Origin of the sequence: Streptomyces sp. NPDC006372, assembly GCF_040612515.1 — a bacterium.
Classification (GTDB): domain Bacteria; phylum Actinomycetota; class Actinomycetes; order Streptomycetales; family Streptomycetaceae; genus Streptomyces.
In genome coordinates this window covers 123049-141835 of the sequence record NZ_JBEXQJ010000005.1, presented here as the reverse complement: position 1 = coordinate 141835, position 18787 = coordinate 123049, and the positions used below count along the sequence as shown (strand labels likewise).

Annotated in this window: 17 protein-coding genes and 1 tRNA gene; 4 read left to right on the top strand and 14 right to left on the bottom strand. The window is 70.3% G+C overall.

Translation table 11 applies throughout. From position 1 onward, the window contains the following. Positions 1–2: 2 nt before the first annotated feature. From ABZ016_RS12065 to ABZ016_RS12050, 4 genes are read right to left on the bottom strand one after another with little or no spacing between them, the layout of a single operon-like run. Positions 3–251: a type II toxin-antitoxin system RelE/ParE family toxin gene (locus ABZ016_RS12065; RefSeq protein WP_356916452.1), complete on the bottom strand. Its 249-nt coding sequence runs from the start codon at positions 249–251 to the stop codon at positions 3–5. Beyond that, positions 248–502 carry a type II toxin-antitoxin system Phd/YefM family antitoxin gene (locus tag ABZ016_RS12060; protein WP_356916451.1) on the bottom strand — a complete coding sequence of 85 codons (255 nt, stop codon included), beginning with the start codon at positions 500–502 and terminating at the stop codon, positions 248–250. The genes ABZ016_RS12065 and ABZ016_RS12060 overlap by 4 nt, the downstream gene beginning before the upstream one ends. Before the next feature lie 41 nt (positions 503–543). Then, a complete protein-coding gene (locus ABZ016_RS12055; protein ID WP_356916450.1) occupies positions 544–1221 on the bottom strand; it encodes a TetR/AcrR family transcriptional regulator in 678 nt (225 codons plus the stop codon). After that, positions 1218–2237, bottom strand: a complete 1020-nt coding sequence (locus ABZ016_RS12050; protein WP_356916449.1) for a fatty acid desaturase — start codon at positions 2235–2237, stop codon at positions 1218–1220. The genes ABZ016_RS12055 and ABZ016_RS12050 overlap by 4 nt, the downstream gene beginning before the upstream one ends. Positions 2238–2534: 297 nt before the next feature. Here ABZ016_RS12050 and ppc point away from each other — a divergent pair, with 297 nt between their 5' ends. Then, positions 2535–5267: a phosphoenolpyruvate carboxylase gene (gene ppc / locus ABZ016_RS12045; protein WP_356916448.1), complete on the top strand. Its 2733-nt coding sequence runs from the start codon at positions 2535–2537 to the stop codon at positions 5265–5267. A gap of 66 nt (positions 5268–5333) precedes the next feature. Here ppc and ABZ016_RS12040 read toward each other — a convergent pair whose 3' ends face one another. From ABZ016_RS12040 to ABZ016_RS12005, 8 genes are all read right to left on the bottom strand, one after another. Continuing rightward, entirely contained in the window at positions 5334–6035 is a 702-nt protein-coding gene (locus tag ABZ016_RS12040; RefSeq protein ID WP_356916447.1) for a hypothetical protein, read from the bottom strand. A gap of 139 nt (positions 6036–6174) precedes the next feature. Beyond that, positions 6175–6666 carry a hypothetical protein gene (locus ABZ016_RS12035; RefSeq protein WP_356916446.1) on the bottom strand — a complete coding sequence of 164 codons (492 nt, stop codon included), beginning with the start codon at positions 6664–6666 and terminating at the stop codon, positions 6175–6177. A gap of 54 nt (positions 6667–6720) precedes the next feature. Then, positions 6721–7323 carry an aminoacyl-tRNA hydrolase gene (gene pth / locus ABZ016_RS12030; protein ID WP_356916445.1) on the bottom strand — a complete coding sequence of 201 codons (603 nt, stop codon included), beginning with the start codon at positions 7321–7323 and terminating at the stop codon, positions 6721–6723. Positions 7324–7392: 69 nt separating this feature from the next. Further along, positions 7393–7989: a 50S ribosomal protein L25/general stress protein Ctc gene (locus ABZ016_RS12025; protein ID WP_356916444.1), complete on the bottom strand. Its 597-nt coding sequence runs from the start codon at positions 7987–7989 to the stop codon at positions 7393–7395. 191 nt (positions 7990–8180) lie between these two features. Then, a complete protein-coding gene (locus ABZ016_RS12020; RefSeq protein WP_356916443.1) occupies positions 8181–9161 on the bottom strand; it encodes a ribose-phosphate diphosphokinase in 981 nt (326 codons plus the stop codon). A 129-nt stretch (positions 9162–9290) separates the two neighbouring features. Beyond that, positions 9291–10739 (bottom strand): bifunctional UDP-N-acetylglucosamine diphosphorylase/glucosamine-1-phosphate N-acetyltransferase GlmU, encoded by a 1449-nt coding sequence (gene glmU, locus ABZ016_RS12015; protein WP_356916442.1) that lies wholly within the window; start codon positions 10737–10739, stop codon positions 9291–9293. A 120-nt stretch (positions 10740–10859) separates the two neighbouring features. Next, a tRNA-Gln gene (locus ABZ016_RS12010) sits at positions 10860–10932 on the bottom strand. A 23-nt stretch (positions 10933–10955) separates the two neighbouring features. Further along, positions 10956–11822, bottom strand: a complete 867-nt coding sequence (locus ABZ016_RS12005) for a hypothetical protein (protein WP_356916441.1) — start codon at positions 11820–11822, stop codon at positions 10956–10958. Positions 11823–11989: 167 nt separating this feature from the next. On the opposite strand from ABZ016_RS12005, the gene ABZ016_RS12000 reads away from it, so the two are divergent. Continuing rightward, positions 11990–13288: a histidine kinase gene (locus ABZ016_RS12000; protein WP_356916440.1), complete on the top strand. Its 1299-nt coding sequence runs from the start codon at positions 11990–11992 to the stop codon at positions 13286–13288. Between the two features lie 38 nt (positions 13289–13326). Here the strand turns inward: ABZ016_RS12000 and ABZ016_RS11995 are convergent, their stop codons facing one another. Both ABZ016_RS11995 and ABZ016_RS11990 read right to left on the bottom strand, forming a co-directional pair. After that, positions 13327–13821, bottom strand: coding sequence for an SUKH-3 domain-containing protein (locus tag ABZ016_RS11995; RefSeq protein WP_356916439.1), 495 nt, complete (start codon positions 13819–13821; stop codon positions 13327–13329). 66 nt (positions 13822–13887) lie between these two features. Beyond that, positions 13888–14493: a YwqJ-related putative deaminase gene (locus tag ABZ016_RS11990; protein WP_356916438.1), complete on the bottom strand. Its 606-nt coding sequence runs from the start codon at positions 14491–14493 to the stop codon at positions 13888–13890. A 346-nt stretch (positions 14494–14839) separates the two neighbouring features. Between ABZ016_RS11990 and ABZ016_RS11985 the strand changes: the two genes are divergently transcribed. Continuing rightward, the gene (locus tag ABZ016_RS11985; protein WP_356916437.1) at positions 14840–15844 is read left to right on the top strand and encodes an SMI1/KNR4 family protein; all 1005 of its coding nucleotides are present in this window, start codon (positions 14840–14842) and stop codon (positions 15842–15844) included. Between the two features lie 8 nt (positions 15845–15852). Continuing rightward, on the top strand, positions 15853–18642 hold the full coding sequence (locus ABZ016_RS11980; protein ID WP_356916436.1) for an SUKH-4 family immunity protein: 2790 nt from the start codon (positions 15853–15855) through the stop codon (positions 18640–18642). Positions 18643–18787: the final 145 nt, after the last annotated feature.

The following is an 18787-nucleotide window of genomic DNA, read 5'->3' as shown; positions in this document are numbered from 1 at the left end:
GATCAGGTCGTGCGGCCCAGGTGGGTGACGAGGATGCGGATCACGTCGTCGTCGATGACGTAGAGGACGCGGTAGTCGCCGACACGCAAGCGGCGGATGTCCATTCCGTATGGGACCGTGCCCGCCGGACGAGGGTCGTCGGCGAGTCTGTCGATCCTGTCCAGGACGACGGCGAGGCCTTTCGGATCTTCCTTCAGGAACCGCGCCGCGGCGTCGAGGGCGTGCGGCTCGAAGATGATTTCGTAGGTCACTTCTTGTCGAGCCCCAGCCGCTTGCGCACCTCGGCCATGGGAATGCCCTCGCCGAGCGTCCCCTCCGCCTTGCGCCGCTGGTAGTCCGCCACCGCCAGCGCATCCTCGAGATCCTCTATCACCTGCGGAGACACGAGCAGCGCCGCCACATGGCCGTGGTCGGTGATGGCGATGGTCTCGCGGCTGTGGGCCGCGCGCCGGACCAGGTCGCCGAGCTGGGAACGGGCGGCGCTGATCGGGATCTCAGTCATGCGTACATGGTGCCACAAGGTTAATCTCGTAGCTTCTGGATTCAACTCTTGCGGCGCCCTATCAGGTGCGGCTTCGCCTCCAGCCCGTCCAGGCCGTGCCACGCGAGATTCACCAGGTGCGCGGCCACCTCGGCCTTCTTCGGCTTGCGTACGTCCAGCCACCACTGGCCCGTCAGGGCGACCATGCCGACCAGGGCCTGGGCGTACAGGGGGGCCAGCTTGGGGTCGAAGCCGCGGCTCTTGAACTCGCGGCCCAGGATGTCCTCCACCTGCGTGGCGATGTCCGAGATCAGCGAGGCGAAGGAGCCGGTCGACTGGGGGATGGGGGAGTCGCGGACCAGGATGCGGAAACCGTCCGTGTACTCCTCGATGTAGTCCAGCAGGGCGAACGCCGCCTGTTCGCACAGTTCGCGGGGGTGACCGGCCGTGAGCGAGCTGGTGACCATGTCCAGCAGCCGGCGCATCTCGCGGTCCACCACGACCGCGTAGAGGCCCTCCTTGCCGCCGAAGTGCTCGTAGACGACCGGCTTGGAGACCCCGGCCTTCGCCGCGATCTCCTCCACCGACGTGCCCTCGAAGCCCTTCGCCGCGAAGAGCGTGCGACCGATCTCCAGCAGCTGCTGGCGGCGCTCGGCACCGGTCATCCGGGTGCGACGCACTCGCCGCGGCTTGTCATTGCTGGGGGTGCTGTTCGAGTCGGTCGCCACAGCGACCATCATGCCGCCTCGGCGGGCTCCTTCCCGCGCCGGGAGCCGCCTTCCCCGGTGTTACGGCGCGAATCGATACGCGAGCGTGACGGCCAGCGCACGTCGTACGCCCAGCCCAGCATCTCGAACCAGCGGATCAGCCGGGCGGAGGAGTCCAGCTGGCCGCGCATCACACCGTGCCGCGCCGACGTCGGGTCGGCGTGGTGCAGGTTGTGCCAGGACTCGCCGCAGGACAGGACCGCCAGCCACCACACGTTGCCCGAACGGTCACGCGACTTGAAGGGCCGTTTGCCGACCGCGTGGCAGATCGAGTTGATCGACCACGTCACGTGGTGCAGCAGGGCCACCCGCACCAGCGAGCCCCAGAAGAACCCGGTGAACGCGCCCCACCAGGACATCGTGACCAGACCGCCGATCAGCGGAGGCAGGGCCAGCGACACCACCGTCCACAGGACGAACTGGCGGGAGATGTTGCGGAGCGTCCTGTCCTTGATCAGGTCCGGGGCGTACTTCTCCTGAGGTGTCTGCTCCTCGTCGAACATCCATCCGATGTGCGCCCACCACAGGCCCTTCATCAGGGCCGGCAGGGTCTCGCCGAACCGCCACGGCGAGTGCGGGTCGCCCTCCGCGTCGGAGAACTTGTGGTGCTTGCGGTGATCGGCCACCCAGCGCACCAGCGGCCCCTCGACCGCCATCGACCCCGCGATCGCCAGCGCGATCTTCAAGGGCCGCTTGGCCTTGAAGGAACCGTGCGTGAAGTGACGGTGGAAACCGATCGTGATGCCGTGGCAGCCCAGGTAGTAGAAGAAGACCAGCAGACCGAGGTCCAGCCAGCTCACCCCCCAGCCCCACGCCAGCGGCACCGCCGCCAGCAACGCGAGGAACGGGACGGTGATGAAGAGGAGGAGGGCGATCTGCTCGATGGACCGCTTCTGCTCGCCGCCCAGCGTGGCGGAAGACGCTGCGGCGTCGGTGGCCTGACCGGGTGCCTTCGGGGCTTCCTCGATCACGTCGGAACTACTGCTCATACGCGTCCCCTGGGGGGTATGTGGAGGGAGAAGTGGGGGTAGCCGGGCTACGGGGACCCGCACGGTGCTTCCTACGGTTCCGTAACCTACGGCTTCGTAAGTATGGCAGCGCGCCGCCCGGCGGCAAGAGCCCGAGAGCCTGCGCGTCCCCGCCGACACCTATCCTGGAGTCGGTCGGACAGCGCGGTCCGCTCTGATTTCTTCCCGGATGTCCGGCCCGTATGCGGCGCCCGCCGCGCGAGACGCCGTCCGGGTTCCCCTCCCAGACGAGCTTCAACACTGCAAGGAGCCGCACCTGTGAGCAGTGCCGACGACCAGACCACGACGACGAGCAGTGAGCTGCGTGCCGACATCCGCCGACTGGGTGACCTCCTCGGAGAGACCCTCGTCCGGCAGGAGGGCCCCGAGCTCCTGGACCTGGTCGAGAAGGTCCGCCGCCTCACCCGTGAGGACGGCGAGGCCGCCGCCGAGCTGCTGCGCGGCACCGAACTCGACACCGCGGCCAAGCTGGTCCGCGCCTTCTCCACCTACTTCCACCTGGCCAATGTCACCGAGCAGGTGCACCGCGGCCGCGAGCTGCGCGCCCGCCGCGCCGCCGAGGGCGGACTCCTCGCCCGTACGGCCGACCGGCTCAAGGACGCCGACCCCGAACACCTGCGCGAAACGGTGCGCCACCTCAACGTGCGCCCCGTGTTCACCGCACACCCCACCGAAGCCGCACGCCGCTCGGTCCTGAACAAGCTCCGGCGCGTCGCCGCCCTCCTCGACACCCCCGTCATCGAGTCCGACCGCCGCCGCCTCGACATCCGGCTGGCCGAGAACATCGACCTCGTCTGGCAGACCGACGAACTGCGCGTCGTCCGCCCCGAGCCCGCCGACGAGGCCCGCAACGCCATCTACTACCTGGACGAACTCCACGCCGGCGCCGTCGGCGACGTCCTCGAGGACCTCACCGCCGAGCTGGAGCGCGCCGGCGTCAAGCTCCCCGACGACACCCGCCCCCTCACCTTCGGCACCTGGATCGGCGGCGACCGCGACGGCAACCCCAACGTCACCCCCCAGGTGACCTGGGACGTCCTCATCCTCCAGCACGAGCACGGCATCAACGACGCCCTGGAGACGATCGACGAACTCCGCGGCTTCCTGTCCAACTCCATCCGCTACGCCGGCGCCACCGAGGAACTGCTCACCTCCCTCCAGACCGACCTGGAGAACCTCCCCGAGATCAGCCCCCGCTACAAGCGCCTCAACGCCGAAGAGCCCTACCGCCTCAAGGCCACCTGCATCCGGCAGAAGCTGGAGAACACCAAGAAGCGCCTCGCCAAGGGCACCGCCCACCGGCCCGGCCGCGACTACCTCGGCACCGCCGAACTCCTCGCCGACCTGCGGATCATCCAGAGCTCCCTGCGCGAGCACCGCGGCAGCCTCTTCGCCGACGGCCGTCTCGCCCGCACCATCCGCACCCTGGCCGCCTTCGGTCTCCAGCTCGCCACCATGGACGTCCGCGAACACGCCGACGCCCACCACCACGCCCTCGGCCAGCTGTTCGACCGGCTCGGCGAGGAATCCTGGCGCTACGCCGACATGCCCCGCGACTACCGCGCCAAGCTCCTCGCCAAGGAACTCCGCTCCCGCAGGCCGCTCGCCCCCACCCCGGCACCCGTCGACGCCCCCGGCGAAAAGACCCTCGGCGTCTTCCAGACCGTGAAGAAGGCCCTGGAAGTCTTCGGACCCGAGGTCATCGAGTCGTACATCATCTCCATGTGCCAGGGCGCCGACGACGTCTTCGCCGCCGCCGTCCTCGCCCGCGAGGCCGGCCTCATCGACCTCCACGCCGGCTGGGCCAAGATCGGCATCGTGCCGCTGCTGGAGACCACCGACGAACTCAAGGCCGCCGACACCATCCTCGAGGACATGCTGTCCGACCCGTCCTACCGGCGCCTCGTCGCCCTGCGCGGGGACGTCCAGGAGGTCATGCTCGGCTACTCCGACTCCTCCAAGTTCGGCGGCATCACCACCAGCCAGTGGGAGATCCACCGCGCCCAGCGCCGCCTGCGCGACGTCGCCCACCGCTACGGCGTCCGCCTCCGCCTCTTCCACGGCCGCGGCGGCACCGTCGGCCGCGGCGGCGGCCCCACCCACGACGCCATCCTCGCCCAGCCCTGGGGCACCCTCGAAGGCGAGATCAAGGTCACCGAGCAGGGCGAGGTCATCTCCGACAAGTACCTCATCCCGTCCCTGGCCCGCGAGAACCTCGAACTCACCGTCGCCGCCACCCTCCAGGCCTCCGCCCTGCACACCGCCCCCCGCCAGTCCGTCGAGGCCCTGTCCCGCTGGGACGCCGCGATGGACGTCGTCTCCGACGCCGCCCACGCCGCCTACCGCCGCCTCGTCGAGGACCCCGACCTGCCGACGTACTTCCTCGCGTCGACACCGGTGGACCAGCTCGCTGACCTGCACCTGGGCTCGCGGCCCTCCCGCCGACCCGGCTCCGGCGTCTCGCTCGACGGCCTGCGCGCCATCCCCTGGGTGTTCGGCTGGACCCAGTCCCGCCAGATCGTCCCCGGCTGGTTCGGCGTCGGCTCCGGCCTCAAGGCACTGCGCGAAGCAGGCCTCGACACCGTCCTCGACGAGATGCACCAGGAGTGGCACTTCTTCCGCAACTTCATCTCCAACGTCGAGATGACCCTGGCCAAGACCGACCTGCGGATCGCCCAGCACTACGTCGACACCCTCGTCCCCGACGAGCTCAAGCACGTCTTCGACACCATCAAGGCCGAACACGAACTCACCGTGCGCGAAGTACTGCGCGTCACCGGCGAACAGGAACTCCTCGACGCCGCGCCCGTCCTCAAGCAGACCTTCGCCATCCGCGACGCCTACCTCGACCCGATCTCCTACCTCCAGGTCGCCCTGCTCAAGCGGCAGCGCGACGCCGCCGGCGCCGGCGAACAGCCCGACCCGCTGCTCTCCCGCGCCCTGCTCCTCACCGTCAACGGCGTGGCGGCCGGCCTGCGCAACACCGGCTGAACCGACCCCCGGACACGACCGTGCCCCCGAGCCCGTACAGGGCCCGGGGGCACGGCGCGTTCCACGTCAGCCGCGGCCGAACCTCCGGCGCCGGACCACCAGGAACCCGCCGACCCCGACCAGCGCCGCAGCCACGGTCGACAGCACACCCACCGGGACCCCGCTGCCCGTCTCGGCCAGATCACCGTCGGCACCGCCCCGCGGAGACGGCGACGAGGACGCCACCCCACCCGCACCGGCCGGCGAACTCGGCGAACTCGGCGACCCCGACGCTCCCGGCTCGCCCGACGGCGACTCGGACGCCCCGGGCGACGGCGACGAGGAAGGCGACCCGGACGGCGTCGAACCACCCGGCTCCTGCTCGTCCTCGCAGTCCGCCCAGAACACCTTGTGCTTGGCCGCGCCCTTCTCACCGTCGAAGTTCCAGAACAGCTTGTAGTGCCCGTCCGGCAGCGACAGATCCTCCGTACGGCCGTGACCCTCCCCGTCCAGCGTCAGCGAGCCGGACTCGACCGTCTCCCCCTTGTTCTCACTCGGAGGAATGGCATCGATGTGCCAGTCGACCTGCTGACCGCCGTCGAAACCGAAGGCGTCCAGATAGAAGGCGCACACATGCGGCTCGTTGCGACGCAGCTCCTCACCCGTCGACGCGTCATGGATCTTGACCGTGCCGTTGTCGCCGGGAGGGGCGGCCTGGGCGACCGGAGCGAGCAGCAGGACCGTGGAAGCAGCGGCGCAGACGGCGCCGAGGCGGGGGAGGGTTCGCATGGGCAGGCAGTCCATCTTCGAGAAGTGACCGGGAAGATGTGGAGGGGGCGGCTCAGCTTCCAGCCCCGCCCGAAGCCAGGTCAATCACGAACACACAACGCTCGGTCGCACCACAGAAGGGGAGAACGCCCAGGGCGTCTCAAACAACCACGAAAGCCGCCGTCAGCAACCCCACACCCGACAACGCCAACACCCACGCCCACCGCGTCCGCCGCAGACCACCCGCCACCACCACCGACGCCAGCAACAGCGCACCACCCAGCGGAATCCACGCGTACAGCACCCCGGCCGGACCCGAACGGACCGCGTCATCACTGCCGGGCTTCAGGACCACCGTGTAGGTCCGGCCCTTCTCCACCGCGACCGACTTCTCCAGGACCACCCGCGCCCGCGGCTGCGAACCCTCCGACAACGGCCTGTACCGGCCCGTACACGTGTCCGGACCACACCGCGTCACCTCGACCGTGCCGCTCTCCCGGCCCTTCGTCAGCATCACGTGCTGCGCCGTACCCCACGACGCCCACACACCCGCGATCAGGATCAGCACCGCGACCGTACCCATCGCCGCCAACCGCCCGAACCGCAGCACGGTGACCGAGGCCTGGCGAGAGGAGGCGGCAGAGGCAGGCATGGCCGGGATCATTGGCCATGCCTGAACCACCCGTCAACCTCGGCGGGCGACAAGTCAGGAGTTGTACGTACCCTGCGCCCGCTCCAGCCCCTCGATCACCAGACACTCCACCGCATCCGCCGCCCGGTCCACGAAGTAGTCCAGCTCCTTGCGCTCCACCGACGAGAAATCCTTCAGCACGAAATCCGCCACCGGCATCCGCCCCGGCGGCCGGCCGATCCCGAACCGCACCCGGTGATACTCCGAACCGAACGCCTTCGTCATCGACTTCAGCCCGTTGTGCCCGTTGTCCCCGCCACCCAGCTTCAGCCGCAGCACACCGTAATCGATGTCCAACTCGTCATGAATCGCCACCACATGAGCCACCGGCACCTTGTAGAAATCCCGCAGCGCGTTCACCGGCCCACCCGACAGATTCATGTACGACATCGGCTTCGCCACGATCACCCGCCGATTCAACGGCCCAGGCGGCCCGATCCGCCCCTCGACCACCTGCGCCTGCGCCCGCCCGGCCCGCTTGAACCTCCCCCCGACCCGATCCGCCAGCAGATCGGCCACCATGAAGCCCACGTTGTGCCGGTTCCCCGCATACTCCGGCCCCGGATTACCCAGCCCCACGATCAGCCAGGGAGCGGCGGCATCGGTCGTCACGTCCATGTCTCCTTCATACGCGTCGGCCGCTGCTCCGCACGGGAACAGCGGCCGACGAAACGACGACGGTGAGGATCAGGCCTCGGCGGCCTCTTCGCCCTCGGTCGCCTCGCCCTCCACGGCCTCCTCGGCCTGCGCGGCCAGGACCTGAAGGACGACGGTGTCCTCCTCGACGGCCAGCGTCGTGCCCTTGGGCAGCGTGATGTCCTTGGCGAGGATCGAGTCGCCGGCCGACAGACCCTCGATCGAGACGGTCACGGACTCCGGGATGTGAGTGGCCTCGGCCTCGACCGGCAGCGCGTTGAGCACGTGCTCCAGCAGGAAGCCGCCCGGGGCCAGCTCGCCCTCCGTGTGGACGTAGATGTCCACGTTGACCTGCTCGCCGCGCTTCACCAGCAGCAGGTCCACGTGCTCCAGGAAGCCCTTCAGCGGGTCACGCTGCACGGCCTTCGGGATCGCCAGCTCCTTGGTCTTGCCGTCGATGTCCAGCGCGATCAGGACGTTCGGCGTACGCAGCGCCATCAGCAGGTCGTGACCCGGCAGGGTCACGTGCAGCGGGTCGGAACCGTGCCCGTACAGGACACCCGGAACCTTGTCTTCACGACGGATACGGCGCGCGGCACCCTTGCCGAACTCGGTGCGCGTCGCGGCGGAGATCTTCACCTCGGACATGGTCACTCCTCGTAGAGGGAGAAAAACGGACGTGGTCACCCGGCCACGAACGGCCTGCTACGAAGAGCGCGTCGATAACGGACCACCGCATCCCACAACGGGAACGGCCTCCCTCGCCGAGCAACTGAAGCAGTCTACTCGGACCAGGAGGCCGCACCCAAAAGGATCTACAGAAGGACCCCGCCCGGGACCTACTGCTCGTCGAACAGGCTCGTCACCGAACCGTCCTCGAACACCTCACGCACCGCACTCGCGATCGTCGGCGCGATCGACAGCACCGAGATCTTGTCCAGATCCCGGCTCAGCTCCGACGGCGTCGGCAGCGTGTTCGTGAACACGAACTCACCCACCCGCGAGTTCTTCAGCCGGTCCGCCGCCGGACCCGACAGCACACCGTGCGTCGCCGTCACGATCACGTCCTCCGCACCATGCGCGAACAACGCGTCCGCCGCGGCACAGATCGTCCCACCCGTGTCGATCATGTCGTCCACCAGGACACACACCCGGCCCTCGACCTCACCCACGACCTCGTGGACGGTCACCTGGTTCGCGACATCCTTGTCCCGCCGCTTGTGCACGATCGCCAGCGGCGCACCCAGCCGGTCACACCAGCGGTCCGCGACGCGCACCCGGCCCGCGTCCGGAGACACCACCGTCAGCTTGCCCTTGTCGACCTTGGCGCCCACGTAGTCCGCCAGCAACGGCAGCGCGAACAGGTGATCCACCGGACCGTCGAAGAAACCCTGGATCTGGTCCGTGTGCAGATCCACGGTCAGAATCCGGTCCGCACCCGCGGTCTTCATCATGTCCGCGATCAGACGCGCCGAGATCGGTTCACGTCCCCGGTGCTTCTTGTCCTGCCGCGCGTAACCGTAGAACGGCACGATGACCGTGATGGACCGCGCCGACGCACGCTTCAGCGCGTCGATCATGATCAACTGCTCCATGATCCACTTGTTGATCGGAGCCGTGTGGCTCTGGATCAGAAAGCAGTCGGCGCCACGCGCCGACTCCTGATAGCGCACATAGATCTCGCCGTTCGCGAAGTCGAAGGCCTTCGTCGGGACGACCCCGACACCCAACTGCTGGGCGACCTCCTCGGCAAGCTCGGGGTGGGCGCGGCCGGAGAAGAACATCAACTTCTTCTCGCCGGTCGTCTTGATCCCGGTCACAGCACGTTCTCCTCAGAGGTTTCGCAGCTCGAAAGACCTCTCAGCCGGCTTGCGAGAGGCTGTCTCAGCTGGTGGGGGTGCGGGTATGCACTTATCACCGTACGCCGTGTTTGTAGCACCGGTTTCCGGTCAGCCCTCGTCAGCCGACTCCCGGGAAGCCGCCTCGGCCGCCTTCGCCGCCGCGCTCCCCGGACGCTTACGAGCCACCCAACCCTCGATATTCCGCTGCTGACCACGGGCCACAGCCAGCGAACCGGGCGGCACATCCTTCGTGATCACGGACCCGGCGGCGGTGTACGCACCGTCCCCCACCGTGACAGGCGCCACAAACATGTTGTCCGCACCCGTGCGGCAATGCGACCCGATGGTCGTGTGGTGCTTGTCCTGACCGTCGTAGTTCACGATGACGCTCGCGGCACCGATGTTCGTCCGCTCACCGATCGTCGCGTCACCGACGTAGGAGAGGTGAGGCACCTTCGTCCCCTCCCCGATCGTCGCGTTCTTCGTCTCCACGTACGTACCGATCTTGCCCTTCGCACCCAGCCGGGTCCCCGGACGCAAATACGCGTACGGCCCCACCGACGCCTCCGGACCCACCTCGGCGCTCACGGCCACCGTGTTGTCCACACGCGCGCCCGCCCCGACCCGGGTGTCCGTCAGCCGGGAGTTGGGCCCCACCTCGGCGCCCTCCGCCAGGTGCGTGACACCGTGCAGCTGCGTACCCGGGTGGACGACGGCGTCCTGCTCGAACGTGACCGTGACGTCGATCCAGGTCGTGGCCGGGTCGACCACCGTCACACCGGCCAGCATCGCCTCGGTCAGCAGCCGGTCGTTGAGGATCCGGCGGGCCTCGGACAACTGCACACGGTTGTTGATACCGGCGATCTCACGATGATCGCCGGCCACCGACGCGCCCACCCGGTGACCCGCCTCGCGCAGGATCCCCAGCACATCGGTCAGGTACTCCTCGCCCTGGCTGTTGTCCGTCCGCACCTTCTTCAGCGCGTCGGCCAGCAGCTGGCCGTCGAACGCGAACACACCCGAGTTGATCTCACGGATCGACCGCTGGGCGTCGGAGGCGTCCTTGTGCTCGACGATGGCGGTGACCGCGCCGGTCGCGTCGTCACGGACGATCCGCCCGTACCCCGTCGCGTCCGGCACCTCGGCGGTCAGTACGGTGACCGCGTTGCCGTCGGCGGAGTGGGTGGCGGCGAGGGCCCGCAGGGTGGCACCGCTGAGCAGGGGAGTGTCCCCGCAGACGACCACGACGGTCCCGTCGACGGACCCGCCGAGCTCTTCGAGGCCCATTCGTACGGCGTGCCCGGTGCCGTTCTGCTCGGCCTGCACGGCGGTGCGGACGTCCGGGGCGATGTCACCGAGGTGCGCGGTGACCTTCTCCCGGGCGTGGCCGACCACGACGACCAGGTGCTCGGGGTTCAGCTCACCTGCGGCGGCGAGCACATGCCCCACGAGACTGCGGCCGCAGATCTCGTGCAGGACCTTGGGTGTGGCCGACTTCATACGGGTGCCCTCACCCGCTGCGAGAACGACGACGGCTGCCGGGCGGTTGGCGCTCACGGGATGCCCTTCGGCTGTGGATGGGGAGGGGTTTCATCCGCAGGATACCGGGGGGTTTTGTGGGGGGATGGGTGCGGGCCCCGACAGGGGCGATCAGTCAGGGCCCGAACCGAGCATGGGCTCCCCCGCCAGGACTCGAACCCGGACAGATGGCACCAAAAGCCACAGTGCTTACCAATTACACCACGGGGGAATAACCTCGGCTAAACCGGACATTTAGTCGGGTCGCCGAGTGGCGCCTCCTACTATGCCGTACCAGGCGCCCTCCATGCGACGATACAAGTCGGCGCTCCTCGTTACGTAGATGGCCAAGCAGCCTCGATAGGAATCGCCGACGTTCTTGCGCACGGTTTTCGGGTTGTGCCTCTTCAGCGTGGTGCGTTGGAAGGTCGAAGCATCCACGCCGACGAGCCCGGCCCAGTAGGCCTCGGCCTCCGCTACGTCTGCCGACTCGTGAATGTAGACGCGGAAGCGGAGGCGCTCGGGCTTGACGTTCAACGACTCGAGCCAGCGCAGGTAGAAACGGATGACGTTCGGGTCGCTGTTGATGAACTGGAGAACCTCGCGGCGTTGCCGGCCGTGGGCTTTGTCCTTGGCGCCCTCGGCCCAGTAGAGGACGACGCCTGCCAGGAACAGCTCCCGGGGTGAGAGCTCACCGATCGCCCTTCTGGCGGCCTCTTTTGTCAGCTGCCGTTCCTCGTCGCGTACCGCCAGTTCGTGCTCCCACCTCCGCTGCGCCGCCAGCTTCGCCTGCTCGGCCGGAGCGCGACGCTCCGGCCGTGGCAGATCCCGAACCCACAGCGAGATCGAACTCTTCGAGCACCCCAGCTCCACCTGGATCTGGTCGTACGTCCAGCCCTGGAGTCGGAGCTCCCTCGCCTTCTCGCGCAGGTCGTCCTTCGCGTTCGGGCGTTTCGTCCAGGCCGGGGGCGGTTCGCCCTCCAGCAGGCGGTTGAGGATGTCGTTGTTGTCGACGTGCAGCCGGTCGCGGATCTGGCGTCGGCTGAGGCCTGCGCGTCGCAGGGCCACGGCCCGATCCCGGAGCCCCTCGAAGTCGGCGTATTTGCCGTTGGCATGTGTCATACGCATACCGTCCGGGCGGAATGGAGGCCTCCGGGGTCGAACGGTGAGCGATTCAGCAGTTCGAGGGATATCGGGTGGTATGGAGTCCGAACGGTCACGGAGTGTGGTGTAGGCCAGTCCGGGAAACTCATCGGAAAACCGGCGGCGGGCGCCCGTAGGCTGGAGCCATGACCGCGACGGGGGAAGACCATGTGACGGCCCGGGGAGGGCCGTGGTGGTGGGGCAGACGGCGCAGTGCCGTGTTCGATGTGAGTCTGGCCGTGGTGTCCGCGCTGGAGTGCGGGCTGGAGGGGATTCCGTTCGCGAGGGACGCGGGGATCCCGGTCGTGGCGGGGATGGTTTTCGGGCTGCTCGCGGGGTCCGTGCTGCTGGTGCGGCGGCGGTGGCCGATCGCCGTGGTGCTGGTCTCGATCGCGATCACGCCGGCCCAGATGGGTTTCCTGATGGGTGTGGTCGGCCTGTACACGCTCGCCGCGTGCGAGCTGCCCCGGCGGATCATCGGTTCGCTGGCGGGGATGTCGCTGGTGGGGACGCTCATCGTGACGTTCGTGAAGACGCAGCAGGACATGGTGCGGGGGGATCTGGACCTGGGGGACTGGTTCGTGCCCTTCGCGGCGATCACGATGTCGCTGGGGTTCACGGCGCCTCCGGTGCTGCTGGGGCTGTACGTGGGGGCGCGGCGGCGTCTGATGGAGAGCTTGCGGGAGCGTGCGGACAGTCTGGAGCGGGAGCTTCAGTTGCTCGCGGAGCGGGCGGAGGAGCGGGCGGAGTGGGCCCGGAACGAGGAACGGACGCGGATCGCGCGGGAGATGCACGATGTGGTCGCGCATCGGGTGAGTCTGATGGTGGTGCATGCCGCGGCGTTGCAGGCTGTTGCTCGGAAGGATCCCGAGAAGGCTGTGAAGAACGCGGCGCTGGTGGGGGACATGGGGCGGCAGGCGTTGACCGAGTTGCGGGAGATGCTCGGGGTGTTGCGCAGTGGTGGGGAGGAGCGGCGGGTGTCTGCCGCGTCGGTGCCGTTGGCGGCGGTGGGGGTGGCCGCGGCGGCGGCGGCTTCGCGGGCGGCGGATGACGAGGGGCCGTGTCTGGCGGAGCTGGAGGAGTTGGTGGGGCAGTCGGCTGCGGCGGGGATGGTGGTGGCGCTGTCGGTGGAGGGGGATGTCCGGTCGTATGCGCCGGAGGTGGAGCAGACGGCGTTCCGGGTGGTGCAGGAGGCGTTGACGAACGTCCACAAGCACGCGGCGGGTGCGAAGACGTATGTGCGGTTGGCGCATCGGGTGTCGGAGATCGCGATGCAGGTGGAGAACGAGCCGCCGGAGGAGGCGGCGTCGTCGGCTCGGTTGCCGTCCGGGGGGAACGGGCTGGTGGGGATGAAGGAGCGGGTGTCGGCTCTGGGTGGGGTGTTCGTGTCGGGGCCGACGGATGCGGGGGGTTTTCGGGTGTCTGCGGTGATTCCGGCGTCGTAGCCGATGCCGTGGCCCTGCCGTTGTGGTGCGGTTCGGGGTCAGCCGGCTGTCAGGCGTACGGGTTCGGTGCCGGCGATGAGGGTGGAGAGGGCTTGGTCGATGTCGGGGCCGAGGTACCAGTCGCCGGTGTGGTCGAGGGTGTAGACGCGGCCGTCGGTGTCGATGGCGAGGAGGCCCTGTTGGTCGGTGTCGGCGCCGAGTGGGCAGACCTCGGTGCCGAGGGCGCGGCCGAGGTCGCCGAGGGTGCGGGCCATGTGGAGGCCGTGCAGGGGGTCCAGGTGGAGGGTGGCGGGGGCGACCTGGCGGCCGGGGCCGGTGGGGGTGATGTGGAGGCCGCCGAATTCGGCCCAGGCTTCGACGGCGGCGGGGAAGACGCTGTGGCGGTGGCCTGCGGGTGAGGCGTGGTCGCGCAGGGCGTCGGCCCAGATCTCGGCCTGTTTGATGTCCCAGCGTCCGGGTTGCCAGCCGGCGGCGCGCAGGGCGGCGTCGACGGGGACGGCGAAGCGGGTGGTGGAGGTGCGGTCGGTGTGCATCTGCCCTTTTGTCTCGTCGAGGTGAGTCGACGTGGTGTCGAGCGTGTGGGGTGGCCTCGGTGTGTGTCAGCCGGTGGTCGCCGTCGGGTCGACCACGCGGACGCCGAAGTGGGCGCTGAGCGCGGTGCAGGCGCGGCAGGGGGTGGCGAAGCTGCCGTGGAGGGGGTCGCCGTCCTCGCGGATGCGGCGGGCGGTGAGTTTGGCCTGCTTGAGGGCTTTGCGGGCTTCGCCGTTGGTCATGGGTTTGCGTGCCGCGCGTTTGCTGCGGGCGGTGTCGGCGGCGGCGATGTGGCGGGAGATGAGGATGGTTTCGGCGCAGCGGCCGGTGAAGCGGTCGCGTTGGGCGCTGGTGAGGGTGTCCAGGAAGTCCTGGACGAGGGGGTGCAGGGCGGGGGGTGTGTCGCCGCGGGCGGCGGTGCCGGTGAGGGTGGTGCCGCGGACGGAGAGGGCGGCGGCGACGGTGGGGAGGATGCCGTCGCGGCGGTGGTGGAGGACGGGGGCGTGGGCGGCCGCGGTGGCGCTCCAGCCGATGCGGGGGTCGCCGCCTCTGGGGTCGCCGGTGTGTGGGTCGGCGGTGTGTGGGTCGGCGGTGTGCGGGGTGCCGGCTCGGGGGTCGCCGTTTCGTGGGTCGGCGGACCTGCCGGTGTGCGGTCCCGTCTGCGTCGCGTTCATGGTCGTCTTCCCCTCCGTGCATCCCCCCGGGGGTCACAGACTGCCAAATGCCGTGGCTGGTGCGGAAGCTGGGGCGGGGTGACACGCCCGTACCGGGGTGTGGTGTCACGGTGGGGTGACGCCTGGTCACGGAAGGGGAGGGGGCCGCTGACCGGTGCCGGTGACCGCTGTCGCGGTACCGCATAGGCTGTCGGCACCGCGGGCCGTGCGGTGATCCGTTCGGGGATCGATGCAGTGAACCGGAGGGTGATCCGCGGTCGGCGGGTGCAGTGACAGTCGATACGGGCCGTAGTACGCCGAAGGTGGTCGATACGGGTCGTACAGAGTGCCGCAGGGGGCAACCGCCATGACGACAGGTCGGCTCGGGGAGCGAGCCGCGCCGCCGAACGCGGCCTACGCCGGGCAGGTCGTGCATTTCCCGGATCCGGTCCGGGCGGCCCGTCACCCGAGAGGGGTACGGGTCGATGAGCGTGGCTACCCCGATTTCTCGCCCTACGCGCGTGCGGCGGCGGAGATCGCGGAGCCGCCGGAGGGTTTCGGTGTCGACGAGTTGCGGCTGACGGACTACGTGTCGGCGAACTCGGCGCTGGCGGCGTCCGGGCACGAGTTGTGGGACACGGTGCCGGCGGTGGCGACGCCGCACGGCTGGACGTGGCACCACGCGGTGGGCTCGCGGCGGCTGGAGCTGGTTCCGGTCGAGGTGAAGGCGTTGCTGCGGCATCACGGTGGTGTGGCCACGTCGGGTGTCGACCACGGCAAGCGCGGCACGCGGCCGTTGCAGGAGACGCGTCCGGCGCACTTCGGGTTGCCGAAGTCGGGTGTGGCGGTGACGGAGTCGCAGGTGCAGGGGGTCGAGGAGGACCTCGGCTACCGGCTGCCGGGTGCGTACCGGTCGTTTCTGAAGGCTGCGGGGGGTTGTGCGCCGGTGGGTGCCGCGCTGGACGCGGAGCTGGGGCTGCTGGTGGACCAGCCGTTCTTCACGGTGCGCGACGAGGCGGCCGTCAATGACCTGGTGTACGTCAACAAGTGTCTGCGTGATCATCTGACCAAGGACTACCTGGGGATCGCCTTCGTCCAGGGCGGGCTGCTGGCCGTGAAGGTGAAGGGCGAGCGGATCGGGTCGGTGTGGTTCTGCGCGTACGACGATGCGCGGGACGTGGATCCGTCGCTGCCGCCGGCTCAGCGGGTGGAGCGGTTGCTGCTGCCGTGCGGGGACGACTTCGATGTCTTCCTGTCGCGGCTGGCGGGTAATCCGCCGGAGTTGGAGACGGTGGCGAACCTGATGGTGGACGGCGGGTTCGCGCGTGTGGCGCCGGTGGGCGCGGTGTCGTCCTCGGCTGTGGGGGAGTGACTTCGGCGATGGTGACCTTCGCTCAGGCGCAGGAGCGCGCGGAAGAGTGGATCAACGGAGATGTGCCGTCGTACCAGCATCGTGAGGTGCGGGTGCGGGAGTTCGATCTCGGGTTCGTGGTGTGGGCCGAGGACCGTGCGGACGGGCCGCGGTCGGACGGGGGCGCGCAGCGGCTGGTGATCGCGCGGGACAGCGGTGAGGCGACGTTGTGGCCCGGGCTGCCGGTGGGTGAGGTGGTCCGCCGGTACGAGGAGGAGTACGGCCGTCCGGACGCGGCGCAGGAGCCGTCGCCGGCGCCTGCCGCGCGGGTGGATCTGAATCAGACGTCGTTCCTGCTGACTCCGCCGGAGTGGTTGCAGGATGCCGCCGACAAGATGGGGATTCCGGATCGGCGAGGTGGCGGTTCGGGGGCTGCTGCTTCTCCTTCTGCCGCTGAGTCTGCTGGTGGTGGTTCCGGCGGGGATTCCGCTTCCGGGAGTGGCACGGCGTGGCCGGCTGCCGGAGGCAGTGACTCCGCTGACCCCGGTGACTCCGGGGAGCAGGCGCCGGGTGCGCCGGCCGGGGCGACGCCCTGGGCGGGGACGGACACCAACGCGGATGCCGGGGACGACCGTTCCGTGCCGTTGCCCGCGACGGTCTTCGCGCCGCCGCTGAGCGAGGCCGACGGTGACGTGCCGCAGCCGCCGGCGGCGACGCCCGACGCCAAGACGGCGCTGATCTCGGGGGGCAGTCAGCTTCCGCCGACGGCGGTCTCGCCGGCGGTCGAGGATCCGAACGCGCAGAGTGGCGCGCCGGGGGGTGCGCCGGGCTATGGCTATCCGCCGGGGCCGGGCGCGGCTCCCGGGGTGCCGGGTACGCCGCCCGGTGGGGTGCCGCAGGGCAGTACGCCTCCGCCCGCACCGGGTGGGCAGCCGTACGGGTATCCGCAGGGCGGGCAGGGGGGTACGCCCGCGCCCGCGCCGAACGCCGGTGACATCGCCGATGCCGCGACCAGCAAGGCCGCTCCGCCGCCGAGTCGTGGGCGGGGTGCGGGTCCGACGACGCCGCCTCCGCCGGGCGCCCCGGGGACGCCGGGTGCGCGTCCGGGCAGCACGCCTGCGCCGTCCGGGCCCGGGGCGCCGGGTACTCCGGCGGGTGGTTACGTGCCCACGCAGCTCGTGTCGGCGCTCGGGCCGGAGGGGCCCGGGGGGCCGGGCGCCGAGGGCCCGGGTGGTCCCGGTGGTCCGGGTGGTCCCGGGGGCTCTTCGGGCGCTGGTGTCGCGGGTGCGCCGCTGCCTCCTCAGCAGCCGCCCGGCTCTCCTCAGCAGCCGCCCGTTCCTCCTGGTGCGCCGCAGCCGCCTGGTGCCCCGAACCCGCCTGGTGCGCCTGGTGGCACGCCTCCCGGCGGTGTCCATCACGCGGCCACGATGTTCGCCGACCCCGGTCGATCGGGCCAGGGCGCGCCTCCGCCGCCTCCGGGTGCTCCCGGGGCGCCGGGTATGCCCCAGCCTCCTGGTGCGCCGCAGCCGCCTGGGGCTCCGAACCCGCCCGGCGGCGGTGCGGGCCCGGTGCATCACGCGGAGACCATGCTGGCCACGCCCCCGTCGAGCGGCCCGGGCGTGCCTCCGCCGCCGCAGGCCCCCGGCGCGCCGCCCGGTGCCCCACCCGCCGCTCCCGGTGCCCCGGGCGCTCCCGGTGTGCCCGGGGCCGCCCCGCCGATGCCGCCCGGCGCGATGCCGGGTGCGGTGCCGCCCGGTGCGGTGCCGCCGGGCGCGATGCCCCCGCCGGGTCAGCCCGCCCCGGGGCAGCCGCAGGCGTACGGCTATCCGCAGCAGCCCACCGGTCAGCCGACGGTCGGTCCCGGCTACCAGGCCGTGCTGCGCTACCGCGCGCAGGACGGGTCCGAGCAGCAGCTGATCCGGCGTTCGGCGCCGGGTACGCCGCACCCGGAGTGGCAGATCTTCCACGAGCTGCGGGCCATGAACGTGCCCCCGGACCAGGTGCTGGAGCTGCACACCGAGCTGGAGTCGTGTGAGCTGCCGGGTGCGTACTGCGCGCGGATGATCCGGGAGCAGTGGCCGCAGGCGCGGATCACGAGCATCGCGCCGTACGGCACGGACCATGCGAGCCGGCAGCAGGGCATGCAGCAACTGCTGGCGCACCAGGGCGAGTTGCACCAGGTGGCGGACGGTCCGGCGCGTCCGGCTCCGGTGCGGGCGCCGTTGCCGCCGGTGCAGGCGGTGCCGCCGGTTCCGCCGGAGGCCGTCGCGCAGGAGCTGGGGGCCGCGTTCGGGCCGGGGGTGTTCCGGTTCGAGCAGGCCGCCGTGTCCCGGCAGGGTGTGCCGCCGGTCGTGGCGCACACGCTGGTGGTGGCGGGTCTGCCGATGGACATGGGCCCGTTCTTCTGGGCGCAGGCCCAGCCGGGGCGGCCTGTTCCGACGCTGGCGGAGCTGGCGGCCGAGCGTGGTGTGCAGCCGGCCCCGGACGCGGGCTCGTACCTGGTGATGGGCAGTGACTTCGGCAAGGCGATCTGCGTGCAGTACGGCACGGCGAACATCGTCGCGGTGCCGGTGGAGGCGGGGCCCGGTGGGGCGCCCGTGCCGCCGCAGTTCGTGAACACGGGGCTGCCGGAGTTCGCGCGGTGCCTGGCGCTGCTCGGGCGGATGTGGCGGCTGCGGTTCGGGCTGAACCAGGAGCAGGCGGGCCGTTGGACCGTCGACTTCCAGGCGCAGCTGGCGGCGCTGGACCCGGCGGCGCTCGGGTCGCCGGAGAGCTGGTGGTCGGTGCTGCTGGAGCAGATGTGGGACGGACTGCTGTGAGGCGCCTTCGCTGAGGTGTTCCGGGGAGCCGGGTCCGGTCGCTCGTGGGCGGCCGGGCCCGGCTTTTTCGTGCCGGGCTGTCACATCTCGCCCCGTCGCTTCGTCAGTGCGGTGACAGCAGATCACCGCAGACGCAGGAGGCAGA